The 26,673-nt window shown below is 59.5% G+C and carries 37 protein-coding genes and 1 pseudogene; 33 read left to right on the top strand and 5 right to left on the bottom strand.

Features of this window, described 5'->3' with window-relative positions:
- Positions 1 to 24: 24 nt before the first annotated feature.
- The 30 genes and pseudogenes from fusA to FHT97_RS00710 all read left to right on the top strand — a co-directional run bounded on the left by fusA (position 25) and on the right by FHT97_RS00710 (position 18,854).
- Positions 25 to 2,124, top strand: a complete 2,100-nt coding sequence (gene fusA, locus FHT97_RS00855) for an elongation factor G (protein ID WP_114712282.1) — start codon at positions 25 to 27, stop codon at positions 2,122 to 2,124.
- A gap of 70 nt (positions 2,125 to 2,194) precedes the next feature.
- Positions 2,195 to 3,370 carry an elongation factor Tu gene (tuf, locus tag FHT97_RS00850; protein ID WP_016558834.1) on the top strand — a complete coding sequence of 392 codons (1,176 nt, stop codon included), beginning with the start codon at positions 2,195 to 2,197 and terminating at the stop codon, positions 3,368 to 3,370.
- A 311-nt stretch (positions 3,371 to 3,681) separates the two neighbouring features.
- The gene (gene rpsJ, locus FHT97_RS00845; protein WP_003547547.1) at positions 3,682 to 3,990 is read left to right on the top strand and encodes a 30S ribosomal protein S10; all 309 of its coding nucleotides are present in this window, start codon (positions 3,682 to 3,684) and stop codon (positions 3,988 to 3,990) included.
- Between the two features lie 34 nt (positions 3,991 to 4,024).
- Positions 4,025 to 4,666, top strand: a complete 642-nt coding sequence (gene rplC / locus FHT97_RS00840; protein ID WP_183756879.1) for a 50S ribosomal protein L3 — start codon at positions 4,025 to 4,027, stop codon at positions 4,664 to 4,666.
- 13 nt (positions 4,667 to 4,679) lie between these two features.
- Complete coding sequence (gene rplD / locus FHT97_RS00835) at positions 4,680 to 5,300, top strand: 50S ribosomal protein L4 (protein WP_016553550.1); 621 nt, start codon at positions 4,680 to 4,682, stop codon at positions 5,298 to 5,300.
- Positions 5,297 to 5,590 carry a 50S ribosomal protein L23 gene (locus tag FHT97_RS00830; protein ID WP_016553551.1) on the top strand — a complete coding sequence of 98 codons (294 nt, stop codon included), beginning with the start codon at positions 5,297 to 5,299 and terminating at the stop codon, positions 5,588 to 5,590. Before rplD ends, FHT97_RS00830 begins: the two co-directional genes overlap by 4 nt.
- 11 nt (positions 5,591 to 5,601) lie before the next feature.
- On the top strand, positions 5,602 to 6,438 hold the full coding sequence (gene rplB, locus FHT97_RS00825; RefSeq protein WP_183756878.1) for a 50S ribosomal protein L2: 837 nt from the start codon (positions 5,602 to 5,604) through the stop codon (positions 6,436 to 6,438).
- A 15-nt stretch (positions 6,439 to 6,453) separates the two neighbouring features.
- Positions 6,454 to 6,732 carry a 30S ribosomal protein S19 gene (rpsS, locus tag FHT97_RS00820; RefSeq protein WP_007531666.1) on the top strand — a complete coding sequence of 93 codons (279 nt, stop codon included), beginning with the start codon at positions 6,454 to 6,456 and terminating at the stop codon, positions 6,730 to 6,732.
- Positions 6,733 to 6,734: 2 nt separating this feature from the next.
- Positions 6,735 to 7,124 carry a 50S ribosomal protein L22 gene (rplV, locus tag FHT97_RS00815; protein ID WP_018857110.1) on the top strand — a complete coding sequence of 130 codons (390 nt, stop codon included), beginning with the start codon at positions 6,735 to 6,737 and terminating at the stop codon, positions 7,122 to 7,124.
- Positions 7,124 to 7,843, top strand: a complete 720-nt coding sequence (rpsC, locus tag FHT97_RS00810) for a 30S ribosomal protein S3 (RefSeq protein ID WP_007531669.1) — start codon at positions 7,124 to 7,126, stop codon at positions 7,841 to 7,843. The genes rplV and rpsC overlap by 1 nt, the downstream gene beginning before the upstream one ends.
- A gap of 36 nt (positions 7,844 to 7,879) precedes the next feature.
- Positions 7,880 to 8,293, top strand: coding sequence for a 50S ribosomal protein L16 (gene rplP / locus FHT97_RS00805; RefSeq protein WP_003573792.1), 414 nt, complete (start codon positions 7,880 to 7,882; stop codon positions 8,291 to 8,293).
- Positions 8,294 to 8,305: 12 nt separating this feature from the next.
- Entirely contained in the window at positions 8,306 to 8,506 is a 201-nt protein-coding gene (gene rpmC, locus FHT97_RS00800; protein WP_007531673.1) for a 50S ribosomal protein L29, read from the top strand.
- An 11-nt stretch (positions 8,507 to 8,517) separates the two neighbouring features.
- A complete protein-coding gene (rpsQ, locus tag FHT97_RS00795) occupies positions 8,518 to 8,757 on the top strand; it encodes a 30S ribosomal protein S17 (RefSeq protein WP_007787739.1) in 240 nt (79 codons plus the stop codon).
- A gap of 260 nt (positions 8,758 to 9,017) precedes the next feature.
- Positions 9,018 to 9,386 (top strand): 50S ribosomal protein L14, encoded by a 369-nt coding sequence (gene rplN, locus FHT97_RS00790; protein ID WP_007787738.1) that lies wholly within the window; start codon positions 9,018 to 9,020, stop codon positions 9,384 to 9,386.
- Between the two features lie 12 nt (positions 9,387 to 9,398).
- Entirely contained in the window at positions 9,399 to 9,701 is a 303-nt protein-coding gene (rplX, locus tag FHT97_RS00785; RefSeq protein ID WP_037127218.1) for a 50S ribosomal protein L24, read from the top strand.
- Entirely contained in the window at positions 9,701 to 10,258 is a 558-nt protein-coding gene (rplE, locus tag FHT97_RS00780; protein ID WP_016553557.1) for a 50S ribosomal protein L5, read from the top strand. Before rplX ends, rplE begins: the two co-directional genes overlap by 1 nt.
- A gap of 32 nt (positions 10,259 to 10,290) precedes the next feature.
- Positions 10,291 to 10,596 (top strand): 30S ribosomal protein S14, encoded by a 306-nt coding sequence (rpsN, locus tag FHT97_RS00775; protein ID WP_016553558.1) that lies wholly within the window; start codon positions 10,291 to 10,293, stop codon positions 10,594 to 10,596.
- A 12-nt stretch (positions 10,597 to 10,608) separates the two neighbouring features.
- Positions 10,609 to 11,007 (top strand): 30S ribosomal protein S8, encoded by a 399-nt coding sequence (rpsH, locus tag FHT97_RS00770; protein ID WP_183756877.1) that lies wholly within the window; start codon positions 10,609 to 10,611, stop codon positions 11,005 to 11,007.
- Positions 11,008 to 11,049: 42 nt separating this feature from the next.
- Entirely contained in the window at positions 11,050 to 11,583 is a 534-nt protein-coding gene (gene rplF / locus FHT97_RS00765) for a 50S ribosomal protein L6 (RefSeq protein WP_016553559.1), read from the top strand.
- 12 nt (positions 11,584 to 11,595) lie between these two features.
- Positions 11,596 to 11,958, top strand: coding sequence for a 50S ribosomal protein L18 (gene rplR / locus FHT97_RS00760; protein ID WP_037127225.1), 363 nt, complete (start codon positions 11,596 to 11,598; stop codon positions 11,956 to 11,958).
- A 133-nt stretch (positions 11,959 to 12,091) separates the two neighbouring features.
- A complete protein-coding gene (rpsE, locus tag FHT97_RS00755) occupies positions 12,092 to 12,661 on the top strand; it encodes a 30S ribosomal protein S5 (RefSeq protein WP_016553561.1) in 570 nt (189 codons plus the stop codon).
- 14 nt (positions 12,662 to 12,675) lie between these two features.
- On the top strand, positions 12,676 to 12,885 hold the full coding sequence (gene rpmD / locus FHT97_RS00750) for a 50S ribosomal protein L30 (protein WP_007531681.1): 210 nt from the start codon (positions 12,676 to 12,678) through the stop codon (positions 12,883 to 12,885).
- A 15-nt stretch (positions 12,886 to 12,900) separates the two neighbouring features.
- Positions 12,901 to 13,377 (top strand): 50S ribosomal protein L15, encoded by a 477-nt coding sequence (gene rplO / locus FHT97_RS00745; RefSeq protein ID WP_114712283.1) that lies wholly within the window; start codon positions 12,901 to 12,903, stop codon positions 13,375 to 13,377.
- Between the two features lie 239 nt (positions 13,378 to 13,616).
- Positions 13,617 to 14,957 carry a preprotein translocase subunit SecY gene (gene secY / locus FHT97_RS00740; RefSeq protein WP_016553564.1) on the top strand — a complete coding sequence of 447 codons (1,341 nt, stop codon included), beginning with the start codon at positions 13,617 to 13,619 and terminating at the stop codon, positions 14,955 to 14,957.
- Positions 14,954 to 15,604: an adenylate kinase gene (locus FHT97_RS00735; protein WP_183859268.1), complete on the top strand. Its 651-nt coding sequence runs from the start codon at positions 14,954 to 14,956 to the stop codon at positions 15,602 to 15,604. The genes secY and FHT97_RS00735 overlap by 4 nt, the downstream gene beginning before the upstream one ends.
- Before the next feature lie 224 nt (positions 15,605 to 15,828).
- Complete coding sequence (gene rpsM / locus FHT97_RS00730) at positions 15,829 to 16,197, top strand: 30S ribosomal protein S13 (RefSeq protein ID WP_007531685.1); 369 nt, start codon at positions 15,829 to 15,831, stop codon at positions 16,195 to 16,197.
- A 135-nt stretch (positions 16,198 to 16,332) separates the two neighbouring features.
- A complete protein-coding gene (rpsK, locus tag FHT97_RS00725) occupies positions 16,333 to 16,722 on the top strand; it encodes a 30S ribosomal protein S11 (RefSeq protein ID WP_003547577.1) in 390 nt (129 codons plus the stop codon).
- A 100-nt stretch (positions 16,723 to 16,822) separates the two neighbouring features.
- Positions 16,823 to 17,833 (top strand): DNA-directed RNA polymerase subunit alpha, encoded by a 1,011-nt coding sequence (locus tag FHT97_RS00720; protein ID WP_007787729.1) that lies wholly within the window; start codon positions 16,823 to 16,825, stop codon positions 17,831 to 17,833.
- 44 nt (positions 17,834 to 17,877) lie between these two features.
- Positions 17,878 to 18,303, top strand: coding sequence for a 50S ribosomal protein L17 (gene rplQ / locus FHT97_RS00715; RefSeq protein WP_183756874.1), 426 nt, complete (start codon positions 17,878 to 17,880; stop codon positions 18,301 to 18,303).
- Between the two features lie 169 nt (positions 18,304 to 18,472).
- A pseudogene (locus FHT97_RS00710) lies at positions 18,473 to 18,854 on the top strand (VOC family protein).
- 54 nt (positions 18,855 to 18,908) lie between these two features.
- Here the strand turns inward: FHT97_RS00710 and msrQ are convergent.
- Both msrQ and msrP read right to left on the bottom strand, forming a co-directional pair.
- A complete protein-coding gene (gene msrQ / locus FHT97_RS00705) occupies positions 18,909 to 19,565 on the bottom strand; it encodes a protein-methionine-sulfoxide reductase heme-binding subunit MsrQ (protein WP_183859266.1) in 657 nt (218 codons plus the stop codon).
- Entirely contained in the window at positions 19,565 to 20,512 is a 948-nt protein-coding gene (msrP, locus tag FHT97_RS00700) for a protein-methionine-sulfoxide reductase catalytic subunit MsrP (RefSeq protein ID WP_183859264.1), read from the bottom strand. Before msrP ends, msrQ begins: the two co-directional genes overlap by 1 nt.
- 318 nt (positions 20,513 to 20,830) lie before the next feature.
- Between msrP and ilvD the strand changes: the two genes are divergently transcribed.
- Complete coding sequence (gene ilvD, locus FHT97_RS00695) at positions 20,831 to 22,669, top strand: dihydroxy-acid dehydratase (RefSeq protein ID WP_183859263.1); 1,839 nt, start codon at positions 20,831 to 20,833, stop codon at positions 22,667 to 22,669.
- A gap of 36 nt (positions 22,670 to 22,705) precedes the next feature.
- Here ilvD and FHT97_RS00690 read toward each other — a convergent pair whose 3' ends face one another.
- Both FHT97_RS00690 and FHT97_RS00685 read right to left on the bottom strand, forming a co-directional pair.
- Positions 22,706 to 23,056 carry a hypothetical protein gene (locus FHT97_RS00690; protein ID WP_183859261.1) on the bottom strand — a complete coding sequence of 117 codons (351 nt, stop codon included), beginning with the start codon at positions 23,054 to 23,056 and terminating at the stop codon, positions 22,706 to 22,708.
- A gap of 13 nt (positions 23,057 to 23,069) precedes the next feature.
- Positions 23,070 to 23,459 (bottom strand): DUF1232 domain-containing protein, encoded by a 390-nt coding sequence (locus FHT97_RS00685; protein WP_183859259.1) that lies wholly within the window; start codon positions 23,457 to 23,459, stop codon positions 23,070 to 23,072.
- A 138-nt stretch (positions 23,460 to 23,597) separates the two neighbouring features.
- Here FHT97_RS00685 and FHT97_RS00680 point away from each other — a divergent pair, with 138 nt between their 5' ends.
- Both FHT97_RS00680 and FHT97_RS00675 read left to right on the top strand, forming a co-directional pair.
- The gene (locus FHT97_RS00680) at positions 23,598 to 25,001 is read left to right on the top strand and encodes a DegQ family serine endoprotease (protein WP_183859257.1); all 1,404 of its coding nucleotides are present in this window, start codon (positions 23,598 to 23,600) and stop codon (positions 24,999 to 25,001) included.
- Positions 24,998 to 26,314, top strand: coding sequence for a replication-associated recombination protein A (locus FHT97_RS00675; RefSeq protein ID WP_183859255.1), 1,317 nt, complete (start codon positions 24,998 to 25,000; stop codon positions 26,312 to 26,314). Before FHT97_RS00680 ends, FHT97_RS00675 begins: the two co-directional genes overlap by 4 nt.
- On the opposite strand, the gene FHT97_RS00670 is transcribed toward FHT97_RS00675, so the two are convergent.
- Positions 26,315 to 26,617 (bottom strand): DUF1883 domain-containing protein, encoded by a 303-nt coding sequence (locus tag FHT97_RS00670; RefSeq protein ID WP_016553576.1) that lies wholly within the window; start codon positions 26,615 to 26,617, stop codon positions 26,315 to 26,317.
- Positions 26,618 to 26,673 lie beyond the last annotated feature (56 nt).

Genomic DNA, 26,673 nt, shown 5'->3' with positions numbered 1-26,673 from the left:
AACGGGTTCGAAAGGCAGTCCACAATGGCTCGCGAATATAAAATCGAAGACTACCGAAATTTCGGTATCATGGCGCACATCGACGCCGGCAAGACCACGACCACCGAGCGTATCCTTTATTACACCGGCAAGTCGCACAAGATCGGTGAAGTCCACGATGGCGCAGCCACGATGGACTGGATGGAGCAGGAGCAGGAGCGTGGCATCACGATCACCTCCGCCGCCACCACGACCTTCTGGAAGGGCCGTGACGGCAAGATGCGCCGCTTCAACATCATCGACACCCCCGGCCACGTCGACTTCACCATCGAAGTCGAGCGTTCGTTGCGCGTTCTCGACGGTGCGATTGCTCTTCTCGACGCCAACGCAGGCGTAGAGCCGCAGACGGAAACCGTCTGGCGTCAGGCTGAGAAGTACAACGTTCCGCGCATGATCTTCTGCAACAAGATGGACAAGACCGGCGCAGACTTCTACCGCTCCGTCGAGATGATCAAGACCCGTCTCGGCGCAACGGCTGTCGTCATGCAGCTGCCGATCGGCGCCGAAACCGAGTTCAAGGGCGTTATCGACCTGATCGAGATGAATGCTCTCGTCTGGCGCGACGAATCGCTCGGCGCCCAGTGGGACGTCGTCGAAATCCCCGATGACATGAAGGCGAAGGCTGAAGAGTATCGCGAAAAGCTGATCGAGACCGTTGTCGAGATCGACGAAGCCGCGACCGAAGCCTACCTGGAAGGCAACCTTCCCGACAACGATCAGATCCGCGCGCTCGTTCGCCGCGGCACGATCGACGTGAAGTTCCATCCGATGTTCTGCGGCACCGCCTTCAAGAACAAGGGCGTTCAGCCGCTTCTCGACGCGGTTGTCGACTACCTGCCGTCGCCGCTCGACATTCCGGCGATCAAGGGCATCGACTTCAAGACCGAAGCCGAGATCGAGCGTCATGCCGATGACAACGAGCCGCTTTCGATGCTCGCTTTCAAGATCATGAACGACCCCTTCGTCGGCTCGCTGACCTTCGCCCGTATCTACTCGGGCAAGCTCGAAAAGGGCGCGTCGGTCATGAACACGGTCAAGGACAAGCGCGAGCGCGTCGGCCGCATGCTGCAGATGCACTCGAATTCGCGTGAAGACATCGAAGAAGCCTTCGCAGGCGACATCGTTGCTCTCGCCGGTCTCAAGGAAACCACCACGGGCGATACGCTCTGCGATCCGCTGAAGCCGGTCGTTCTCGAGCGCATGGAATTCCCGGAGCCGGTTATCCAGATCGCTATCGAGCCGAAGACCAAGGGCGACCAGGAAAAGATGGGCCTCGCGCTCAACCGTCTGGCTGCTGAAGATCCGTCCTTCCGCGTGAAGACTGACCAGGAATCTGGCCAGACGATCATCGCCGGCATGGGCGAACTTCACCTCGATATCATCGTCGACCGCATGCGTCGCGAGTTCAAGGTTGAAGCAACTGTCGGCGCGCCGCAGGTTGCCTACCGCGAAACCATCACGCGTCAGCACGAAGAAGACTACACGCACAAGAAGCAGTCCGGTGGTACCGGTCAGTTCGCTCGCGTCAAGATCGTCTTCGAACCGAACCCGGATGGCGAAGACTTCAAGTTCGAATCCAAGATCGTCGGTGGTGCTGTTCCGAAGGAATACATCCCGGGCGTTCAGAAGGGTATCGAAAGCGTTCTGTCTTCCGGTCCGCTCGCAGGCTTCCCGATGCTCGGCGTCAAGGCGACGCTCGTTGACGGTGCTTTCCACGACGTTGACTCGTCGGTACTGGCGTTCGAAATCGCTTCACGTGCCTGCTTCCGTGAAGCAGCCAAGAAGGCCGGCGCTCAGCTCCTCGAGCCGATGATGAAGGTCGAAGTGGTAACGCCGGAAGATTACGTCGGCGACGTCATCGGCGACCTGAACTCCCGCCGTGGTCAGATCCAGGGCCAGGAAAGCCGCGGCGTGGCCGTTGTCATCAACGCCAACGTTCCGCTGGCGAACATGTTCAAGTACGTCGATAACCTGCGCTCCATGTCGCAGGGCCGTGCTCAGTACACGATGACCTTCGATCACTACGCGCCGGTTCCGTCGAACGTCGCAACTGAAATCCAGGCAAAGTATTCCGGTCAGAAGTGACCGGAATACCAATTGACCGATAACAAGAATTAGATCCCTCAGGGGACCTTAAAAAGAGTGGAGAGCCCACATGGCAAAGAGTAAGTTTGAGCGCAACAAGCCGCACGTTAACATCGGCACGATCGGCCACGTTGACCACGGCAAGACGTCTCTGACGGCAGCGATCACGAAGTACTTCGGCGAGTTCAAGGCGTACGACCAGATCGACGCTGCTCCGGAAGAAAAGGCTCGCGGCATCACCATTTCGACGGCGCACGTCGAGTACGAGACCCCGAACCGTCACTATGCTCACGTTGACTGCCCCGGCCACGCCGACTACGTCAAGAACATGATCACCGGTGCCGCCCAGATGGACGGCGCGATCCTGGTTTGCTCGGCTGCCGACGGCCCGATGCCGCAGACCCGCGAGCACATCCTGCTTGCTCGTCAGGTTGGCGTTCCGGCAATCGTCGTGTTCCTCAACAAGGTCGACCAGGTTGACGACGCCGAGCTTCTCGAGCTCGTCGAGCTGGAAGTTCGCGAACTTCTGTCGTCCTACGACTTCCCGGGCGACGACATTCCGGTCATCAAGGGCTCGGCTCTTGCTGCTCTGGAAGATAGCGACAAGAAGATCGGCGAAGACGCGATCCGCGAGCTGATGGCTGCTGTTGACGCCTACATCCCGACGCCTGAGCGTCCGATCGACCAGCCGTTCCTGATGCCGATCGAAGACGTGTTCTCGATCTCGGGCCGTGGTACGGTTGTGACCGGCCGCGTCGAGCGCGGTATCGTCAAGGTTGGCGAAGAAGTTGAAATCGTCGGCATCCGCCCGACCTCGAAGACGACGGTTACCGGCGTTGAAATGTTCCGCAAGCTGCTCGACCAGGGCCAGGCTGGCGACAACATCGGCGCGCTGGTTCGCGGTGTGAACCGTGACGGCGTCGAGCGTGGTCAGATCCTGTGCAAGCCGGGCTCTGTCAAGCCGCACAAGAAGTTCATGGCCGAAGCCTACATCCTCACGAAGGAAGAAGGCGGCCGTCATACGCCGTTCTTCACGAACTACCGTCCTCAGTTCTACTTCCGTACGACTGACGTGACTGGCATCGTTTCGCTGCCGGAAGGCACGGAAATGGTTATGCCTGGCGACAACGTCACGGTTGCCGTCGAGCTGATCGTTCCGATCGCGATGGAAGAGAAGTTGCGCTTCGCGATCCGCGAAGGCGGCCGTACCGTCGGCGCCGGCATCGTCGCTTCGATCGTCGAGTAAGCTTCGCAGCGGCCACCTCAACCGGGTGGCCGCTTCGATGACAATATTATGAAGCAAGTGGCTTTGGCCGCTTGCTTATTACAAGAAAATGTTGCACATGGCGCGCGAGCGCTATTTGCGCCCTGCTTCGCTCGTTGAAGCGGGTGACTACAGCAAACAATAAGGTGGGCTGAAAGGCCTGAAGACTGGATAGGGGCACGGTAACCCGGAGCCTCTCTCGATCTTTGAAACCGGTGGTCCGCCTTAGGAATAAGAACAGCCCGTGCCTACCCAAAAGGCGCACGGGATAACAAACACAAGGATAACGTCGAATGAACGGCCAAAATATCCGCATTCGCCTGAAGGCGTTCGATCACCGCATTCTCGACGCTTCGACGCGCGAGATCGTGTCGACGGCGAAGCGCACCGGCGCAAGCGTCCGGGGCCCCGTTCCGCTTCCGACTCGCATCGAGAAGTTTACGGTCAACCGGTCCCCACACATCGACAAGAAGAGCCGCGAGCAGTTCGAGATGCGCACTCATAAGCGCCTCCTCGACATCGTAGATCCGACCCCGCAGACGGTAGACGCGCTGATGAAGCTCGATCTCGCCGCCGGTGTCGATGTTGAGATCAAGCTCTGAGCCTTGCTCGAGCGGATTTGGAAGGATTGAACCGATGCGTTCAGGTGTGATTGCACAGAAGGTGGGCATGACCCGCGTCTACAACGACGCTGGCGAACATGTCCCGGTAACAGTACTGCGTCTGGATGGCTGCCAGGTTGTGGCCCAGCGCACTGTCGAAAAGAACGGCTACGCCGCAGTCCAGCTTGGTGCTGGCACGGTAAAGGTCAAGAATACGTCGAAGGCAATGCGTGGTAACTTTGCTGTTGCCAACGTTGAGCCGAAGGCCAAGCTGACGGAATTCCGCGTCACGGAAGACAATCTCCTCGAGGTTGGCACCGAGCTTAAGGCTGGTCACTTCGCCGCTGGTCAGCTCGTCGATGTGACGGGTACGACGATCGGTAAGGGCTTTGCTGGCGTCATGAAGCGTCACAATTTCGCCGGTGGCCGCGCCACTCACGGTAACTCGGTTTCGCACCGCTCGCACGGTTCTACCGGTCAGCGCCAGGACCCGGGCAGGGTTTTCAAGAACAAGAAGATGGCTGGTCACATGGGCCAGACGCGCGTAACGACTCAGAACCTTGAAGTGGTTTCGACCGACGAAGATCGTGGTCTGATCCTGATCAAGGGTGCAGTACCCGGTTCCAAGGGTGCCTGGATCATCGTGCGCGATGCCGTCAAGTCGGCAGCGAAGTAAGGGAGCCGGACCAATGGAATTCAACGTCAAGACCCTCGAGGGAAAAGACGCAGGGAAGGTTTCTCTTTCTGACGCGATTTTCGGCCTTGAGCCCCGCGAAGACATTCTCGCCCGCGTCATCCGCTGGCAGCTTGCCAAGAAGCAGCAGGGCACGCACCAGGCAAAGGGCCGCGCGGACGTTTCGCGCACCGGCGCCAAGATGTACAAGCAGAAGGGTACGGGCCGCGCTCGTCACCATTCGGCTCGCGCTCCGCAGTTCCGCGGCGGTGGTAAGGCTCACGGCCCGGTCGCTCGCAGCCACGAACACGACCTTCCGAAGAAGGTTCGCGCTCTCGGCCTGCGTCACGCCCTCTCGGCCAAGCTGAAGTCCGACGATGTCATCATCATCGACAGCCTGGTTGCTGCAGAAGCAAAGACCAAGGCACTGGCATCGACTTTCGAGACGCTCGGCCTGACCAACGCGCTCTTCATCGGCGGCGCTGAACTTGATGGCAACTTCAAGCTCGCAGCACAGAACATCCCGAACATCGATGTTCTGCCGATCCAGGGCATCAACGTTTATGACATCGTGCGCCGCGGCAAGCTCGTGCTTTCCAAGGCTGCCGTTGAAGCTCTAGAGGAGCGTTTCAAGTGACCGATCTTCGCCACTATGATGTGATCGTCTCGCCGGCGATTACCGAAAAGTCCACGCTGGTATCGGAAAACAACCAGGTTGTTTTCAATGTCGCCAAGAAGGCGTCGAAGCCGGAAATCAAGGCTGCAGTCGAGGCGCTCTTCGGCGTCAAGGTCACGGCCGTCAACACGCTGCTCCGCAAGGGCAAGACCAAGCGTTTTAAGGGTTTTGTCGGCAAGCAGCAGGACGTGAAGAAGGCTGTCGTGACGCTGGCTGAAGGCCAGACGATCGACGTCTCCACCGGTCTCTGAGGAATTAAACAATGGCATTGAAAACATTCAATCCTACGACCCCGAGCCAGCGTCAGCTGGTCATCGTCGACCGTTCCGGCCTCTATAAGGGCAAGCCGGTCAAGGCGCTGACGGAAGGTCTGACCAAGAGCGGCGGTCGTAACAACCTCGGCCGTATCACTGCCCGCTTTATCGGCGGCGGTCACAAGCGTACCTATCGTCTGATCGACTTCAAGCGTCGCAAGTTCGACGTCGAAGGCACGGTCGAGCGTATCGAATACGATCCGAACCGCACCGCGTTCATCGCGCTCGTATCCTACGCCGACGGCGAACAGGCCTACATCCTCGCTCCGCAGCGCCTTGCTGCCGGCGACAAGGTCATCTCCTCGGAGAAGGCTGTCGACGTGAAGCCCGGCAACACCATGCCGCTGCAGTACATCCCGGTCGGCTCCATCATCCACAACGTGGAAATGAAGCCGGGCAAGGGTGGTCAGATCGCACGTTCGGCTGGCGGTTACGCACAGCTCGTCGGTCGCGACGCGGGTCTGGCGATCCTTCGCCTGAACTCCGGCGAACAGCGCCTCGTTCCTGGCTCCTGCCTTGCTTCGATCGGTGCGGTTTCGAACCCTGACCATGCCAACATCAACGACGGCAAGGCCGGTCGTACGGTTTGGCGCGGCAAGCGTCCGCATAACCGCGGTGTTGTCATGAACCCTGTTGACCATCCGCACGGCGGTGGTGAAGGCCGTACCTCTGGTGGTCGTCACCCGGTTACTCCGTGGGGCAAGCCGACCAAGGGCAAGCGCACGCGGTCGAACAAGTCGACCGACAAGATGATCATGCGCTCGCGTCATCAGCGTAAGAAGTAAGAGAGGAAGTCTCCAATGGCTCGTTCAGTATGGAAAGGTCCGTTCGTTGACGGCTATCTTCTCAAGAAGGCTGAGAAGGTTCGTGAAGGCGGACGTGCAGAAGTAATCAAGATCTGGAGCCGTCGCTCCACGATCCTGCCGCAGTTCGTCGGTCTCACCTTCGGCGTCTACAACGGCAGCAAGCATGTTCCGGTCAGCGTCAATGAAGACATGGTCGGTCACAAATTCGGTGAATTCTCTCCGACCCGGACCTACTACGGTCACGGTGCGGACAAGAAGGCAAAGAGGAAGTAACAATGGGCAAGGCAAAAGCCGAACGCCGGCTGAAGGACAACGAGGCGCAAGCAGTCGCCCGCACGCTCCGCGTCAGCCCACAGAAGCTCAACCTCGTTGCCGCGGTTATCCGTGGCAAGAAGGTCGATCGTGCACTCGCTGAGCTGGAATTCTCCCGCAAGCGCATCGCAGGCGCCGTGAAGAAGACGCTCGAATCTGCGATCGCCAACGCCGAGAACAACCACGACCTCGACGTCGACTCCCTGGTCGTCGCCGAAGCCTATGTCGGCAAGTCGATCGTCATGAAGCGTTTCCACGCTCGTGGCCGCGGCCGCGCTTCTCGCATCGAGAGGCCGTTTGCGCACCTGACGATCGTTGTCCGCGAAGTGCAGGCACAAGAGGAGGCCGCATAATGGGTCAGAAAATTAATCCAATCGGTTTCCGTCTTGGCATCAACCGTACCTGGGATAGCCGCTGGTTCGCGGACAATGCCGAGTACGGTCAGCTGCTGCACGAAGACCTGAAGATGCGCAAGTTCGTCATGAGCGAACTGAAGCAGGCTGGTATCGCCAAGGTGGTCATCGAGCGTCCGCACAAGAAGTGCCGCGTTACGATCCACTCGGCTCGTCCGGGCCTGATCATCGGCAAGAAGGGCGCAGACATCGACAAGCTCCGCAAGAAGCTGTCGGAGATGACGAATTCCGAGACGCACCTCAACATCGTTGAAGTTCGCAAGCCGGAAGTCGACGCTACGCTCGTCGCACAGTCGATCGCTCAGCAGCTTGAGCGTCGTGTTGCTTTCCGTCGCGCCATGAAGCGTGCCGTTCAGTCTGCAATGCGTCTTGGCGCCGAAGGCATCAAGATCACCTGCGCAGGCCGTCTCGGCGGTGCTGAAATCGCTCGTACGGAATGGTACCGCGAAGGTCGCGTTCCGCTGCACACGCTGCGCGCTGACATCGACTACGGCACAGCTGAAGCGGAAACCGCTTTTGGCATCTGCGGCATCAAGGTTTGGATCTTCAAGGGCGAAATCCTTGAGCATGATCCGATGGCCTCCGAGCGCCGCGCACTCGAGGGTGACGCTCAGGGTCCGGCAAGCCGTGATCGCGATCGTCGCCGCGACAACGCTTAATAGCGTTGGTGGCAGATAAGTTCGGAGAATAAGAAAATGTTGCAGCCAAAGCGTACCAAGTACCGCAAGCAATTCAAGGGCCGCATCAAGGGCGTCGCCAAGGGTGGTTCTGACCTGGCCTTCGGTGAATTCGGCCTTAAGGCTCAAGAGCCGAACCGCGTCAATGCACGCGAGATCGAAGCGGCCCGCCGCGCGATCACGCGCTACATGAAGCGCGCCGGCCGTGTATGGATCCGCGTGTTCCCGGATGTTCCGGTAACCGCAAAGCCGACCGAAGTCCGTATGGGTAAGGGCAAGGGCTCTGTCGAATACTGGGCATGCAAGGTCAAGCCAGGCCGTATGATGTTCGAAATCGACGGCGTCAGCGAAGAAATCGCTCGTGAAGCGCTTCGCCTCGGCTCTGCCAAGCTCTCGGTCAAGACGCGCTTCGTTCAGCGCATTGCAGAGTAAGGAGCAAGGCAGATGAAAGCCGAAGAAGTACGCGGCCTCACGGCCGACCAGCTCAAGGACAAGCTCGCTGACCTGAAGAAGGAGCAGTTCAACCTGCGCTTCCAGAAGGCAACCGGTCAGCTGGAAAAGTCCTCGCGCATCAACGAAGTCCGCAAGGACATCGCCCGCGTGAAAACCATTGCCCGCCAGAAGGCGGCAGAAGCAAAGGCGTAAAGGAAAACATCATGCCGAAGCGCATTCTGCAGGGCGTTGTCGTTGGCGACAAGAACGAGAAGACTGTCGTAGTTCGCGTTGAGCGTCGTTTCGCTCACCCGCTGCTCCAGAAGACCGTTCGTCGTTCCAAGAAGTACAAGGCCCACGACGAAAACAATCAGTACAAGATCGGCGATACCGTATCCATCGAGGAATGCGCGCCGATCTCCAAGGACAAGCGTTGGACGGTCGTTTCCGCCCAGGCCAAGTAAGATTTTTGCGCGAGGCCTTGCGTCTCGCGGAAATATCTGTATGAAGCAGCGTCAGAACGCTCGTTCGTCGAGCGTTCTTTTGCTTTGAGCGCACGGAAGGTCCCATTGGGGAAACCACCCTGGCACGATCGATCCCGCGCTATTCAAGCTATGCCGTGTTTTCGCCTGCCTCGTGGCAAGCGGCCGGCTGACAATTTTCATAAGCCGGGGAAGGGGGCTTCTAGCCCAACCATTCCGGTAAACCAAAAAGGCGACCTGATATGATTCAGATGCAAACAAACCTCGACGTGGCGGATAATTCCGGCGCACGTCGTGTCATGTGCATCAAGGTGCTGGGCGGCTCGAAGCGCAAGTATGCCGGGATCGGCGACGTTATCGTCGTTTCGATCAAGGAAGCGATCCCGCGCGGCCGCGTGAAGAAGGGTGACGTGATGAAGGCGGTGGTCGTTCGTACCGCCAAGGAAATCCGTCGCGTTGATGGTTCTATCATCCGCTTCGACACGAATGCAGCAGTCCTCATCGACAACAAGAAAGAGCCGATCGGCACCCGTATCTTCGGACCGGTTCCGCGCGAACTTCGCGCCAAGAACCACATGAAGATCATCTCGCTGGCTCCCGAAGTACTGTAAGGAGCGCGAACGATGCAAAAGATTCGTAAGGGCGACAAGGTCGTCATGCTCGCAGGCAAGGACAAGGGCCGCACTGGCGAAGTCCTCCAGGTTCTGCCTAAGGAAGATCGTGCCGTTGTTCGTGGCATCAACGTCGTAAAGCGCCATCAGCGCCAGACGCAGAGCCAGGAAGCCGGCATCATCAGCAAGGAAGCTGCTGTTCACCTGTCCAACGTTGCGATCGTCGACAAGGACGGCAAGCCGACCCGCGTCGGTTTCAAGGTTGTTGACGGCAAAAAGGTCCGTGTGGCCAAGCGTTCCGGTGAGGTGATCTGATGGCTGACGCAAAGTACGAGCCGCGGCTCAAGAAGGAATATGTCGAGCGCATTCGTGCGGCGATGCAGGAGAAGTTCTCCTACGCCAACGAAATGATGATCCCGAAGCTCGACAAGATCGTAATCAACATGGGTGTTGGTGAAGCAACGGCTGATTCGAAGAAGCCGACTGTTGCTGCAGCTGACCTGGCCGCTATCGCTGGTCAGAAGCCGGTCATCACCCGTGCACGCAACTCCATCGCGGGCTTCAAGGTCCGTGAGCAGATGCCGATCGGCGCAAAGGTTACCCTGCGCGGCGCTCGCATGTACGAGTTCCTGGACCGTCTCGTGAACATCGCGCTTCCGCGCGTTCGCGACTTCCGCGGCCTGAACCCGAAAAGCTTTGACGGCCGTGGCAACTTCGCCATGGGCATCAAGGAGCACATTGTGTTCCCTGAGATCAACTACGACAAGGTTGATCAGATGTGGGGCATGGACATCATCGTTTGCACGACGGCAACGAAGGACGACGAAGCGCGGGCTCTCTTGACAGAGTTCAACTTCCCGTTCCGTCAGTAACCGTAACGACGAGCGTAGAAAAGGAACCGCACATGGCGAAGACAAGCGCAGTTGAAAAGAACAAGCGCCGCCGTACCACGGTCGCTAACCAGGCTGCCAAGCGCGCAGCTCTGAAGGCGATCATCATGAACCAGGCTCTTCCGATCGAAGACCGGTTCAAGGCCTCGATCAAGCTGGCATCCCTGCCGCGCGATGGATCCAAGACCCGCATTCGCAACCGTTGCGAAGTATCGGGCCGTCCGCGCGCATACTACCGCAAACTGCGCATGTCGCGTATCGCGCTGCGTGAACTCGGCAATCTCGGCAAGGTGCCGGGCATCGTCAAGTCGAGCTGGTAAGGAGCAGGTTAGATGACAATGACTGATCCGTTGGGCGATATGCTCACTCGCATCCGCAACGGTGCTTCTCGCCGCAAGTCGTCGGTTTCGACGCCTGCTTCGAAGCTCCGTGCACGCGTTCTCGATGTTCTGCAGTCCGAAGGCTACATCCGTGGCTATTCCCTTGTCGATTTCGGCAATGGCAAGTCGGAGCTCAACATCGAGCTGAAGTACTATGAAGGCGCATCGGTGATCCGTGAGATCGGCCGTGTGTCCAAGCCGGGCCGCCGGGTTTATGTCTCGGTCAAGTCCATTCCGCAGGTCGCGAACGGCCTCGGCATCACCATCCTTTCGACCCCGAAGGGCGTGATGGCCGATCACCAGGCTCGCGAACAGAACGTTGGTGGCGAGGTTCTTTGCTCGGTCTTCTAAGGCTGAGCAAGGATCTCCATAGCGAACAGACAGGATTGAAACATGTCTCGTATCGGTAAAAAGCCCGTTCAGGTGCCTGCTGGGATCACGGCTACGGTCGATGGCCAGAAGGTTACCGCTAAGGGCCCGAAGGGCGAGCTGTTCTTCGTCGCAAATGACGAAGTCGGCGTGAAGCTCGAAAACAATGCGGTTGTCGTAACGCCGCTCACCCAGACGAAGAATGCTCGTGCAAAGTGGGGCATGTCCCGCACGATGATCGAGAACATCTTCAAGGGCGTTAAGGACGGCTTTGAGCGCAAGCTCGAAATCAACGGCGTCGGTTACCGCGCGTCGCTCCAGGGCAAGAACCTGCAGCTGGCACTCGGCTTCAGCCATGACGTTGTTTACGAGCCGCCGCAGGGCATTACGATCGCTGTGCCGAAGCCGACGGAAATCGTCGTCACCGGCATCAACAAGCAGCAGGTCGGCCAGGTTGCCGCTGAAATCCGCGAATACCGCGGTCCTGAGCCTTACAAGGGCAAGGGCGTCAAGTATGCCGAAGAGCGGATTGTCCGCAAAGAAGGCAAGAAGAAGTAAGGATCACGCGAAATGGCTAGCAGGAAAGAAGCACTTGCACGTCGTGCCAACCGCGTGCGCCGTCACCTCAAGTCGGTGGCCAATGGCCGTCCGCGCCTGTCGGTTCATCGCTCCTCGAAGAACATTTATGTTCAGGTCATCGACGATGTCGCTGGTAAGACGCTTGCGTCCGCCTCGACTCTCGACAAGGACCTGCGCGGTTCTCTGAAGACCGGTGCTGACACCGCAGCAGCTGCCCTCGTAGGCAAGCTCGTTGCAGAGCGCGCAAAGAAGGCAGGCGTCAACGAGGTCGTATTCGACCGCGGCGCCTTCATCTACCATGGCCGCATCAAGGCTCTGGCCGATGCGGCTCGCGAAGGCGGTCTGTCCTTCTGATTAAGATTTCCGGCCGGGGCTTCAGGCTTCCGGCCGGATGTTCACCGGACCGCAAACACTCTTCCTAAGGAGAGGTTGATGCGGTCTTCGTTTTGTTTGCCGTTCCACCCGCAAAAGAAAAAGGAAAAGGACAATGGCACAGGAAAGAAGAGGTTCTCGCGACGATCGCCAGAACCGTGAGGAACGCGATAGCGAGTTCGTCGACAAGCTGGTCGCGATCAACCGCGTTGCTAAGGTTGTTAAGGGTGGCCGCCGTTTCGGTTTCGCCGCTCTCGTCGTCGTTGGTGACCAGAAGGGCCGCGTTGGCTTCGGTCACGGCAAGGCACGTGAAGTGCCGGAAGCAATCCGTAAGGCGACTGAAGCTGCCAAGCGCGAACTGATCTTCGTACCGCTGCGTGACGGCCGTACGCTGCATCACGACGTTCATGGCCGCCATGGCGCCGGCAAGGTTCTGCTTCGTTCGGCCAAGGTCGGTACCGGTATCATCGCCGGTGGTCCGATGCGCGCCGTTTTCGAAACGCTCGGCGTTCACGACGTTGTCGCCAAGTCGACCGGTTCCTCGAACCCATACAACATGGTTCGCGCTACCTTCGACGCTCTGAAGCACCAGGTTCACCCGAAGGACATCGCAGCTCAGCGCGGCATCAAGTATGCAACGCTCCAGGCTCGCCGTGCCGCTTCTGGCAATGCCTCTGAAGAATAAGAGGAGTCTGACAGATGGCTAAGGCTACCAAGAAGACTGAAGCGAAGACGGTTACTGTCGAACAGATCGGCAGCCCGATTCGTCGTCCGGATGTCCAGCAGCGCACGCTGATCGGCCTCGGACTCAACAAGATGCACCGTCGCCGCACGCTGGAAGATACCCCTTCCGTTCGTGGCATGATCCGTGCCGTCCAGCATCTCGTTCGCGTCGTCGACGAGAAGTAAGCCGGGAGATTCGCTATGAAACTCAATGAAATCAAAGACAACGAAGGTTCGACCCACAGCCGCAAGCGCCTCGGCCGCGGTATTGGTTCGGGCTCGGGCAAGACCGGTGGTCGCGGTGTCAAGGGTCAGAAGTCCCGTTCCGGCGTCGCCATCAACGGTTTCGAAGGCGGCCAGATGCCAATCTACCGTCGCCTGCCGAAGCGCGGCTTCAACAACATCTTCAAGGCCGACTTCGTCGTCGTGTCGCTGGAGCGTGTTCAGGCTGCGATCGACGCTGGCAAGCTCGACGGCAAGTCCACGGTTGATGCGGCAGCTCTCAAGGCTGCCGGCGTTATCCGTCGCGTCAAGGACGGCGTTCGCGTTCTCGCCGACGGCGAGCTGAAGGCAAAGGTCAAGTTTGAAGTTGCTGGCGCTTCCAAGCCGGCGATCGAAAAGATCGAAAAGGCTGGCGGCTCCGTCACGCTTCTTTCTGCCGCAGCAACGGCTGAATAATTAATGCTATGATAAGTCGCCCGGGGTGCTTCACACCGGGCGATTTTGCTCCCATATGTGAGCCTCACAAAAACCGGCTGGACGCACGTGCGTCATAAACGGTAGGAACGAACACAAGGGTGAGGCATAGGTTGCGTTCGCAATCCGTCCGAAGCCCGCTTTTGAATAATTCAGAATGCTGATTCCGGGTACTGCACCTCGCTTGGCTAGAGCCCGAAATCGGTAGCGCGGAGAATCGCATGGCGTCTGCAGCGGAACAGTTGGCTTCCAACCTCAATTTCTCGACCTTCGCCAAAGCCGAGGATCTCAAGAAGCGCCTGTGGTTCACACTGGCAGCTCTCCTCGTCTACCGGCTCGGTACCCACATTCCGCTCCCCGGGCTCAATCCAGAAGCTTATGCCCAGGCCTTCCGTGGCCAGGCAGGCGGCATTCTCGGCCTCTTCAACATGTTCTCGGGCGGCGCCGTGCAGCGCATGGCAATCTTTGCGCTCGGCATCATGCCTTACATTTCCGCTTCGATCATCGTGCAGCTGATGACGTCGGTCGTCCCGGCGCTCGAGAACCTGAAGAAGGAAGGCGAGCAGGGTCGCAAGATCATCAACCAGTACACCCGCTACGGCACGGTGCTGCTCGGTGCTCTGCAGGCCTACGGCATTTCCGTCGGCCTTGAGAGCGGCAACGGCCTCGTCGTTGATCCGGGCATCTTCTTCCGCATTTCGACGGTTGTCACGCTGCTCGGCGGCACGATGTTCCTGATGTGGCTCGGCGAGCAGATCACCTCGCGCGGTATCGGCAACGGTATTTCGCTGATCATCTTCGCCGGTATCGCTGCAGGCCTTCCGCAGGCTCTCGCCGGTACACTGGAACTTGGCCGCACCGGCGCTCTGTCGACGACACTGATTCTCGCTGTGATCATCATTGCGATTGCTGTCATCGCCATCATCGTTTTTGTCGAGCGTGCACAGCGGCGCCTGCTGATCCAGTATCCGAAGCGCCAGGTCGGCAATCGGATGTTCCAGGGCGATACCTCGCATCTGCCGCTGAAGCTCAACACCTCGGGCGTCATCCCGGCGATCTTCTCGTCCTCGTTGCTGCTGCTGCCGGCGACGCTCGCGGGCTTCGCCAACACCACATCATTGCCTGCATGGGCAACCTCGATCGTGGCCGCGCTCGGCCATGGCCAGCCGCTCTACATGCTGCTCTACGGCCTGTTGATCGCGTTTTTCGCCTTCTTCTACACGGCTATCGTCTTCAATCCGAAGGACACCGCCGACAATCTGAAGAAGCATGGGGGCTTCATTCCGGGCATCCGTCCGGGCGAGCGGACTGCCGAATACATCGATTACGTGCTGACCCGCATTACGGTGATTGGCGCGATTTACCTCGTCTTCGTGTGCATCCTGCCGGAAATTCTTGTGTCGCAGACGGGCATTCCGTTGTCCCTGGGTGGCACTTCTCTCTTGATCGTGGTTAGCGTAACTCTCGATACGGTGGCACAGATTCAGGGTCATCTGATCGCACAGCAGTACGAAGGTCTGATCAAGAAATCGAAGTTGCGCGGAGGAAAGAGGGGGCGATGAGACTCATACTGTTAGGGCCGCCGGGCGCGGGTAAGGGGACCCAGGCTCAGCGGATCGTGGAGAAGTACGGAATTCCGCAACTTTCCACGGGCGACATGCTCCGCGCAGCCGTTGCGGCAGGCACGGAAGTAGGCAAGCGTGCGAAGGCCGTCATGGACGCTGGCAAGCTTGTCTCGGATGAGATCGTCAATGCCATCGTTTCCGAGCGTCTCGACGCTCCAGACTGCGCCAAGGGCTTTATTCTTGACGGCTATCCGCGCACGTTGGTTCAGGCCGACGCGACGGAAAGCATGCTGAAGGGCAAGGGGCTCGAGCTCTCGACAGTGATCGAGATCCAGGTCGACGACAAGGTGCTGGCCGATCGGGTATCCGGCCGCTACACCTGCGCCAATTGCGGCACCGGCTATCACGATACCAATGTGAAGCCGAAGGTAGACGGTGTCTGTGATCGCTGTGGTTCGACGCATTTCAAGCGCCGCCCGGATGACAACCGCGAAACGGTCGTCACGCGCCTCCAGGCATACTACAAGGAAACCTCGCCGCTGATCGGCTACTACTATGCCAAGGGCAAGTTGAAGTCGGTGGACGGCATGGCGGACATCGATCACGTCACGAACGAGATCGAAGCCATTCTTTCGAAGCTTTAGGGCTTTGGAAATAAACTTGGCGGAAGCGGTTGCTTTTAAGCGCTGATTCCGCTAAACACCGCGCCAACTCGCGATATCTCATGCGATCGGCGCGGACTTCCCAAGGGAACTCCGGGTTCGATCGTTTTGACTTGTTGAGAACCTGAATTGTAATTGCGGCCATCCAAGGCCGTGTAACGAGACACCACTTGCCGGATGGCAACTGGAACGCAAGGAGAATAGGCGTGGCACGTATCGCTGGCGTCAACATCCCGACTGCAAAGCGCGTTGTAATCGCGCTGACGTATATCCACGGGATCGGTCCGAAATTCGCGCAGGAAATCATGGAAAAGGTTGGCCTGCCGGCTGACAAGCGCGTCCATCAGCTGACGGACTCCGAAGTCCTGCAGATTCGCGAAACCATCGACCGTGATTATCAGGTCGAAGGTGACCTGCGTCGCGAGACCTCGATGAACATCAAGCGCCTGATGGACCTCGGTTGCTACCGCGGCCTGCGTCATCGCCGTGGCCTTCCGGTCCGCGGTCAGCGCACGCATACCAATGCTCGTACCCGCAAGGGCCCGGCAAAGGCTATCGCTGGTAAGAAGAAGTAATTTCCGGGAAACCGGAGGTGAGGGGGCTGGCGGTCTGCGCCGGCCTCTTTTGAGTTTCGGGCAGGGCCGCAAGGTCTCGTTCCGGTGTAGCCGCTGGCATTACGGCGGTGCAGAGATCCAAGAAAGGGATATTAAATGGCCAAGGAAGCCGTACGCGTTCGCCGTCGCGAACGTAAAAACATTTCGTCTGGCGTAGCTCACGTCAACTCGACCTTCAACAACACGATGATCACGATCACCGACGCACAGGGCAATGCGATTGCTTGGTCGTCTGCTGGCGCCAAGGGCTTCAAGGGCTCGCGCAAGTCGACCCCGTTCGCTGCTCAGATCGCTGCTGAAGACTGCGCCAAGAAGGCTCAGGAACATGGCATGAAGTCGCTGGAAGTTGAAGTTTGCGGTCCGGGTTCGGGTCGTGAATCCGCTCTGCGCGCGCTCCAGGCTGCCGGTTTCATGATCACGTCCATCCGCGACGTGACGCCGATCCCGCACAATGGTTGCCGCCCGCGCAAGAAGCGCCGCGTCTGATCATCGCCATTCACAACACCGGTGAGCGGCTTTTCGCTCCCGGTGCTTCTCAAGCTCGGTTGCCACGATTGGATGGTGGTAACGAACGGAAGGCAAAAATATGATTCAGAAAAACTGGCAGGAATTGATCAAGCCGAACAAGGTCGAGTTCTCTTCGAGCTCGCGCACCAAGGCGACGCTCGTAGCAGAGCCGCTGGAGCGCGGTTTCGGCCTCACCCTCGGCAACGCGCTGCGCCGCGTTCTGCTGTCCTCGCTGCGCGGTGCCGCAGTGACGGCCGTGCAGATCGATGGCGTGCTGCATGAGTTCTCGTCGATCCCGGGCGTCCGCGAAGACGTCACGGACATCGTCCTCAACATCAAGGAAATCGCCATCAAGATGGATGGCGATGACGCAAAGCGCATGGTCGTGCGCAAGCAGGGCCCGGGCGTTGTAACGGCTGGCGACATCCAGACCGTCGGTGATATCGAAATCCTCAACCCCGAGCATGTCATCTGCACGCTCGACGAGGGCGCCGAAATCCGTATGGAATTCACCGTCAACAACGGCAAGGGCTACGTTCCGGCCGACCGCAATCGCGCGGAAGATGCTCCGATCGGTCTCATCCCGGTCGACAGCCTTTATTCGCCGGTCAAGAAGGTGTCCTACAAGGTTGAAAATACCCGCGAAGGACAGGTTCTCGACTACGACAAGCTGAACATGACGATCGAAACCGACGGTTCGATCTCCGGCGAAGATGCCGTCGCTTTCGCGGCTCGCATCCTGCAGGATCAGCTTGGCGTGTTCGTCAACTTCGACGAGCCGCAGAAGGAAACCGAAGAGGAAGCAGTCACCGAACTCGCTTTCAACCCGGCGCTCCTCAAGAAGGTGGACGAACTCGAACTGTCTGTTCGCTCGGCAAACTGCCTGAAGAACGACAACATCGTCTACATCGGCGACCTCATTCAGAAGACCGAAGCAGAAATGCTCCGCACACCGAATTTTGGTCGCAAGTCGCTGAACGAAATCAAGGAAGTTCTCGCTTCCATGGGCCTGCACCTCGGCATGGAAGTGCCGGCATGGCCGCCCGAGAACATCGAAGATCTCGCCAAGCGTTACGAAGACCAGTACTAACATTCAAACGGCAGGCGGATGCCTGCAAGTGAAGGAGAATAGCAATGCGCCACGGTAAAGCCGGCCGCAAGCTGAACAGAACCGCTAGCCACCGTAAGGCAATGTTTGCCAACATGGCGGCTTCGCTCATCACGCATGAGCAGATCGTGACGACCCTGCCGAAGGCAAAGGAAATCCGCCCGATCGTTGAAAAGCTCGTCACCCTCGGCAAGCGCGGCGACCTGCACGCTCGTCGTCAGGCGATCTCGCAGATCCGCGACGCCGCTGTCGTTGCGAAGCTCTTCGACGCGATCGCTTCGCGCTACGCAACCCGCAACGGCGGCTACCTGCGTATCATGAAGGCTGGCTTCCGCCAGGGCGACAACGCTGCTCTCGCAGTCGTTGAGTTCGTTGATCGCGACACCTACGCCAAGGGCGCAGCCGACAAGGCTCGCGTTGAAGCCGAAGCTGCAGCAGCTGAAGCCGCTTAATCCTTTTCGGTTCGCCGGAAGCAAAACAGCCGGGCTGCAAAGCCCGGCTGTTTTCGTTTGTGGTCGCGCGTCTGTTGAATGAATTTCGCATCAGGGCTCGCCGTCGCCGTCGCCGTCGCCGTCGCCGTCGCCGTCGCCGTCGCTGTCAGCGTCTCGAAGAGCGTGCAAAGTGATCGACCACATAACCATTGCCGTTAGTGATCTGAAAGAGCAAGTTGTTCTACGAACAAGCTCTTGTCCCATTGGGCCACAAGCTCTCATTCGGGAAGGAGGGCGCGTTTTGGTCCTTCGATGTTGGCGACGGTGGGCTGTTTGAGATCCAGGAGGCAGACACGCCGCCACCCTTTACGCGCCTGCACGTGGCCTTCCGTGCACGCAACAAGGCGGAAGTTGACGCTTTCTACCAGGCTGCACTTGAGGCCGGCGCCAAGGACAACGGTGGCCCCGGCCCAAGACCGCAGTACACGCCCGACTACTACGCCTGCTTCGTCCTCGATCCCGACGGTTACAACATCGAAGGGATGATCAATCAGCCAGCCACGGACGTCTAACTGGTTGCTGGCCCGGCGCCTCGAGGGCGATCCTTGCCGCAGCCCTGTGGAAGATCACGAGATGGTTGCCGCTGCCCGGGTGCGTTCGCGTCCCTGACCGCGTTTGCGGCTGCGCGCGATCGGTCGCCATGATCGGTAGAGGATCAGCACGATGATCAGGCCGACGTAGACGTACTGCTCGAGGTCGAGGATCTTCGTCGAAAGCCCGAAATGCACGGCACCAGCGGCGGCGATGATGTAGACGAGGCGGTGCAGCCGCACCCAGTTCAGGCCGAGGCGACGGATCGAGAAGTTGTTGGACGTCACCGCGAGCGGAACGAGCAAGGCAAGCCCGGCCATGCCGAACATGATGAAGGGCCGCTTTAGCACATCGTTCACGACCGCAGAGAAATCGAGTGCCTGGTCGAGCACCATGTAGACCGTGAAGTGCATCAGGGCGTAGTAGAAGGTCAGAAGTCCTAGAGCGCGGCGATAGCGAAGGTAGTTCCATCCGAGCAGGTCGCGCGCGGGCGAGACGGCCAGCGTCAGGATGAGGAAGCGGATCGTCCAGAGGCCGAGGAACAGTTCGAAAGTCTTCACCGGGTCAGCGCCAAGCTGATCGGTGGCGCCGAGATAGAAGGTCCAGGCGGCAGGCAGCAGTCCGAGAGAGTAGAGAGCCCAGACAGAGGCCGACTGCCAGCGCTTTGGAAGACTGAACGAAAAACCTGCCATCAGAAGTTCTTCCGCAGATCCATGCCGCTATAGAGGCTTGCGACCTCGTCGGCGTATCCGTTGAACGGCAGCGTGGGGTGGCGGCTCGCACCAAAGAAGCCGCTTTCGCCGATGCGCCGTTCGCTCGCCTGGCTCCAACGCGGGTGATCGACCTCCGGATTGACGTTGGCGTAGAAGCCGTATTCTTGCGAATTGGTCACCTGCCAGGTGTTCTTCGGCTCCTTGTCAGTGAGCGTGATCCGAACGATCGACTTGATGCCCTTGAAGCCGTATTTCCACGGCACGACCAAGCGGATCGGCGCACCGTTCTGGTTTGGCAGCGTTTGGCCGTAAAGACCGACGGCGAGCAGCGTCAGCGGGTGGCGAGCCTCGTCGAGCCGCAGGCCCTCGACATAAGGCCAGTCGAGCGATTGGAAGATGCCCTTCTGCCCCGGCATCTCGTCTGGGCGTACGACGGTTTCGAAGGCGACGTACTTTGCGCTCCCGAGCGGTTCCACCTTGTTGAGTAGAGAAGCGAGCGGGAAGCCGTCCCACGGAATGACCATCGACCACGCCTCGACGCAGCGCATCCGATAGGTGCGGTTCTCGATCGGGAATTCCTTCATCAGCGCTTCGATATCGAACGTGCCCGGCTTGTTGACCATGCCGTCGACCTTGATTGTCCAGGGCAGCGGCTTGAAGTCGCCGGAGAGCGCGGACGGATCACCCTTATCGAGACCAAATTCATAGAAGTTGTTGTAGGTCGTCACGTCCTTGAGCGGCGTCGCCTTCTCGTCAACCGTATATTTGCTGTCGATGACCGATAGTGCCGCAGCGCTGGCCTTCCCGGCGCCGTAAAGCGCCATGGCGCCTAGTGTTGCAGCGCCGAGGAACTCGCGACGCTTCAGATAAACCTGCTGCGGTGTAATCTCCGAGGAGGCGATCTTGGGGGGACGATAGGCTGGCATCGGAAACCTCCTGAGCACGAGAGCTCGGTATAAACCTTCAACGCATCGAATGCGTCTTTGGATCATTGTTTATGCCTACTGGCCTGGCTGCGGAAAGCCAACTTTTTGTGTACGCTGTTTGATGGAATAGTCTGTAACAAAACCACTGTTCCGACCGTATATGGTCGATGCACCCGGCAGCGCAGGCGTACCGGTTTCGGCCTTCCCGGTAGTGACAGCCAACACCGTTTGCATTACGACGATTGCAAAAGCAGCGATAGCCTGGAGGCTTCAGCGTCCCGCATCGCCGACGATTTCCGACACGCAAGGAATACACCAATGCCAGCTTATCGTTCCAGAACCACGACCCACGGCCGCAATATGGCGGGTGCGCGCGGCCTTTGGCGCGCAACGGGCATGAAGGATTCGGACTTCGGCAAGCCGATTATTGCGGTGGTGAACTCCTTCACCCAGTTCGTGCCCGGTCACGTCCACCTGAAGGATCTCGGCCAGCTCGTGGCCCGCGAAATCGAAGCCGCCGGTGGTGTTGCCAAGGAATTCAACACGATCGCCGTCGACGACGGTATCGCGATGGGCCATGACGGCATGCTCTATTCGCTGCCCTCGCGCGAACTGATCGCCGACAGCGTCGAGTATATGGTCAACGCCCACTGCGCAGACGCCATGGTCTGCATATCGAACTGTGACAAGATCACGCCCGGCATGCTGATGGCCTCGCTGCGCCTCAACATCCCGACGGTCTTTGTCTCCGGCGGTCCGATGGAAGCCGGGAAGGTCGTGCTGAACGGCAAGACCCATGCGCTCGATCTCGTCGATGCCATGGTTGCCGCTGCCGACGACAAGGTCAGCGACGAGGACGTCAAGGTCATCGAACGCTCTGCCTGTCCGACCTGCGGCTCGTGCTCGGGCATGTTCACCGCCAATTCGATGAACTGCCTAACCGAAGCGCTCGGGCTGTCGCTGCCCGGCAACGGCTCGACGCTGGCAACGCACGCCGATCGCAAGCGTCTGTTCGTGGAAGCCGGTCACCTGATCGTTGATCTCGCCCGCCGTTACTACGAGCAGGACGACGTCAAGGCCCTGCCGCGCACGATCGCCTCCAAGCAGGCGTTCGAGAATGCCATGGCTCTCGACATCGCCATGGGTGGCTCGACGAATACCGTCCTGCACATCCTGGCGGCCGCACACGAAGGCGAGATCGACTTTACGATGGCCGACATCGACGGGCTGTCGCGTCGCGTTCCGTGCCTCTCCAAGGTCGCCCCGGCAAAGAGTGACGTCCACATGGAAGACGTTCATCGCGCTGGCGGCATCATGTCGATCCTGGGCGAGCTCGATAAGGGCGGCCTTCTTAACCGCGACTGCCCGACCGTCCATGCCGAAACTCTCGGCGATGCGATCGACCGTTGGGATATCACCCGCACCACCAGCGAAACGGTCCGCAAGTTTTACCGCGCGGCCCCCGGCGGCATCCCGACCCAGGTTGCCTTCAGCCAGGAAGCGCGTTGGGACGAACTGGATACCGACCGCGAAAAGGGCGTCATCCGTTCCGTCGAGCATCCCTTCTCCAAGGACGGCGGACTTGCCGTTCTGAAGGGCAATCTGGCGCTCGACGGCTGCATTGTGAAGACCGCAGGCGTCGATGAATCCATCCTGAAATTCTCCGGCCCGGCCAAGGTCTATGAGAGCCAGGATGCTGCCGTGAAGGCGATCCTGTCGAACGAAGTCGTCGCTGGCGATGTCGTCGTCATCCGCTACGAAGGCCCGAAGGGCGGTCCCGGCATGCAGGAAATGCTCTATCCGACGAGCTACCTGAAGTCGAAGGGCCTCGGCAAGGCCTGCGCGCTGATCACCGACGGTCGCTTCTCGGGCGGCACCTCCGGTCTCTCGATCGGCCACGTTTCGCCTGAAGCGGCGAACGGCGGCACGATCGGTCTGGTTCGCGGAGGCGATATGATCGACATCGACATCCCGAACCGCATCATCAGCCTGCGCGTCGATGACAAGGAACTGGCGAACCGCCGGGCCGAGCAGGAGGAGAAGGGTTGGCATCCGGCCGAACAGCGCAAACGCAACGTCACGACTGCGTTGAAGGCGTATGCTGCTTTTGCCACCAGCGCCGACCGCGGCGCCGTTCGCGACCTTGGCAACCGCTAAGCCCCGGATAAAAAATATCGAGACATGAACCGGCCGTTAAAGCGGCCGGTTTATTTTTTTGTAGGTCTCGTCCAGCTGCTTCAGGCGCTCGTCGTAGGCGGCCTTGATGCAGGCAGCGTTTGAGCCGCATTCCTGACGCTTCGTCAGCCAGGCTGTTTGTTCGTCCTGCAGGGTGCCGCGCGAGCCCATCGCCATCAGTCCCGACAGCAGGTCAAAGGTCGTGACCATCTTCACATCAGCGTCGTTCAATGCGCGGTTCTCGCAGATCGCTTTCTCATCCGGCTTCAGCTCTTTCGCATTGCAATCGAAACTCGCGGCCTGCGCCGCACACGGCAGCGTCAGTAGGGCAAGGGCGGCAATTGCGAGTGGGAGCTTGCGAGATTTCATTATGCATCGGTTCCTATTTGTTGAGTATCCGGCTGGAGAAAGCCGTCACGACGAAGATGATGCAGCATGCCCATAGGGCAAGGATAAAGATCAAGCCGAGGCGGCTCGACGGCCGGTCGAGGCGCGCTGCCGCCCTTGTGCGCAGGTCCTCCATGACATCAGCTGGAACGAGGCGAAGGGCCAGCATGATGCCAAGCGGCACGATCACCAGATCATCGAGATATCCGAGCACAGGTATGAAATCGGGGATCAGATCGACCGGCGAAAGGGCGTAGGCCGCGACCGCACCGGCGACAGCCTTGGCAGGCCAAGGGACACGTGGGTCGCGCGCGGCAAGCCACAGCGCAACGATGTCACGCTTCAGTGACTTTGCCCATGCTTTGAGCTTTGATATCAGATGCATACCAGCCGTTCCTGAATCAATTTGGCAACTGCGTTCAGCAGTTCGTGAGCTGCCTCATTCTTCCATGCTTCCGCCCTCTTTCCTTTCTAGCGTCCGGCGCTACAACGTCTTCACAAGAGAATTTCAGAAGGAATACCCATGCATGACCTGTTGAAGCGCGCAGCCCTGCCTTTCCTGGCTCTGGTGATCGCGCTACCGGTTTCCGCCAACGCTCAAACCGCGAAGACCGTGCCGCAGAGCCAGATGGAAATGCAGCTTTCCTTTGCGCCGCTCGTCAAGCAGACAGCCGGGGCTGTGGTGAACGTTTATGCCGAGAAGACGGTGCGCCGACAATCTCCCTTTGCCGGCGATCCCTTCTTCGAGCAGTTCTTCGGCCAGCAGATGCCGAACCGCAGCGAGAAGCAATCGTCACTGGGATCGGGCGTCATCGTTGAGGCGAACGGCACGATCGTTACCAACAACCACGTCGTGGAAGGCGCAGATGATATCAAGATCGCGCTCTCCGACGGACGCGAGTTTCCATGCAAGGTCGTCTTGAGAGACGACCGGGTCGACCTCGCCGTTCTCAAGGTCGATACGAAGGAAACCTTCCCGACGCTCCAGCTTGGTAATTCCGATGCCGTCGAGGTCGGTGATCTGGTGCTGGCGATTGGCAACCCATTTGGCGTCGGCCAGACAGTCACGAGCGGTATTGTTTCGGCCCTGGCGCGCAACCAGGTCGTGAAGAACGAGTTCGGCTTCTTCATCCAGACTGACGCGTCGATCAACCCCGGCAATTCCGGCGGCGCGCTGATGAACATGAAGGGCGAGCTGATCGGCATCAACACGGCGATCTTCTCGCGCGGTGGCGGCTCAAACGGTATCGGCTTTGCGATTCCTGCCAATCTCGTCAAGGTATTCCTCGCCTCGGCCGATGCCGGCGTGAAGTCGTTTGAGCGGCCTTATGTCGGCGCCACGTTCGATGCGGTGACATCCGAGGTTGCCGAAGCGCTCGGGCTCAACAAGGCGCGCGGCGCCCTCATCGTCAAGGTGACAGACGGCAGCCCGGCGGCAAAGGCCGGATTGAAGGCAGGGCAGATCGTGTCCGCCGTCGATGGCATTCCGGTCGAGCACCCGGACGCGCTTCTCTATCGCCTGACGACAGCCGGTCTCGGCAAATCGGTGCAATTGACTGTGGTGGAGAACGGCCGCGAGCAACAAATCGCCCTTGCGCTCGACAGAGCCCCTGAGACCGCCCCGCGCGATCAGCGCACGATTGGCGGCCGTACGCCCTTTACCGGCGCCGTGGTCGAAAACCTGTCGCCTCGCGTCGCGGACGAACTGCGCATGCCCTCGGAATCGACCGGCGTTGTGGTTTCCGAAGTCACGGAGGACTCCCTTGCTGCCCGTCTCGGCTTTGAGCCCAAGGACATCATCATTTCGATCAATGGTGCGGAAGTGAAGACCACCAAGGAACTCGCGGCGATCGCCGACGAAGATCCCAACTTCTGGCGCGTTGAGATCGAGCGCGATGGTCAGCGCATCCGACAGTTCTTCCGATGAGCGATGACCTCTTTGCACCCCGTATTCCTGAAGAGGTCGCCAATCGGCGGCCTCTCGCAGATCGCCTGCGGCCACGTTCGCTTTCGGAGGTCACTGGTCAGGAGCATTTGACCGGAGAGGACGGCGTGTTGCGGCGGATGATCGAGAGCGGTTCGCTAGGCTCGATGATTTTCTGGGGACCGCCCGGAACCGGCAAGACGACCGTTGCCCGGTTGCTGTCGGGTGAAGCCGGCCTGGCGTTCGAGCAGATATCGGCGATCTTTTCCGGTGTGGCGGACCTCAAGAAGGTATTCGAGGCGGCGCGTTTGCGTCGGATGGACGGCCGGCAGACGCTCCTCTTCGTCGACGAGATCCATCGCTTCAACAGGGCACAGCAGGACAGCTTCCTTCCGGTAATGGAAGACGGCACCGTCATCCTCGTCGGCGCGACGACCGAGAATCCCTCTTTCGAACTGAACGCGGCGTTGCTGTCGCGCGCACGTGTGCTGACCTTCAAGTCGCATGACGATGACAGTCTCCTGGAGTTGCTGAAGCGCGCAGAGGCGGCGGAAGGAAAAGCGCTGCCGCTGACGGACGATGCGCGGGCAAGTCTGCTGCGAATGGCAGACGGGGATGGTCGCGCCGTGCTGACGCTTGCCGAGGAGGTATGGCGCGCTGCGCGAGAGACAGAAACCTTCGACACCGAGGGCCTGACGCGGATCGTACAGCGCCGCGCGCCCGTCTATGACAAGGCCCAGGATGGCCACTACAATCTCATTTCAGCACTGCACAAGTCTGTTCGCGGTTCCGACCCCGACGCCGCGCTCTACTATCTCGCTCGCATGTTCGACGCGGGCGAAGATCCGCTTTACCTCGGGAGGCGTCTCGTCCGCATGGCGGTCGAGGACATCGGCCTTGCCGATCCGCAAGCGCTAGTGATCTGCAATGCCGCGAAGGATGCCTATGACTACCTCGGCTCGCCCGAGGGCGAGCTGGCGTTGGCGCAGGCGTGCGTTTATCTGGCAACCGCGCCGAAGTCGAACGCGGTCTACACGGCCTTCAAGGCTGCGACGATGGCTGCCAAGCAGAATGGGTCGCTCCTGCCGCCGAAGCATATTCTGAACGCCCCCACGAAGCTGATGAAGGGGGAAGGTTACGGCGAGGGCTATCGCTACGATCACGATGAACCGGACGCCTTTTCCGGCCAGGACTATTTCCCGGAGAAGATGGGCCGGCAGACCTTTTACGATCCGCCGGAGCGCGGTTTCGAACGGGATATCCGCAAGCGGCTTGAATGGTGGGCGAAGCTCAGGAAAGAGCGCAATCAGCGCTGATCAGGAAGCGCGCATCTGCCCCGCAGGCGCGACGAGCTTTACGGCCGATTCCGCCAGGCCGTGATGGCCTTCCATGTCCACGACGAGATGCCAGTGGCCGCTATCGGGAATGGAAAGGCGGATGGGAGATTTCCGCGCGACACCGCCCACATATTTGAAGTCGAGGACTTCGGTAAAGCGCTGATAGTTCGGCGCCGTCATCAGGCGCACGTTCGCAACGGCGTTCAACGTCACCTCGATGATCGTCCCGGCGCGCTGTTCATTCAGATCGTAGTGGGTAAAGCGGAAATTCGGTTTCGGCATCGGTCTGTGGCGTGGCTCGTCTCTGCCTGCACCATAGGCCATTGCAGTTAAGGAAG

Source organism: Rhizobium sp. BK399, from assembly GCF_014194695.1.
Lineage (GTDB): Bacteria > Pseudomonadota > Alphaproteobacteria > Rhizobiales > Rhizobiaceae > Rhizobium.
This window is presented reverse-complemented; position numbering and strand designations above follow the sequence as displayed.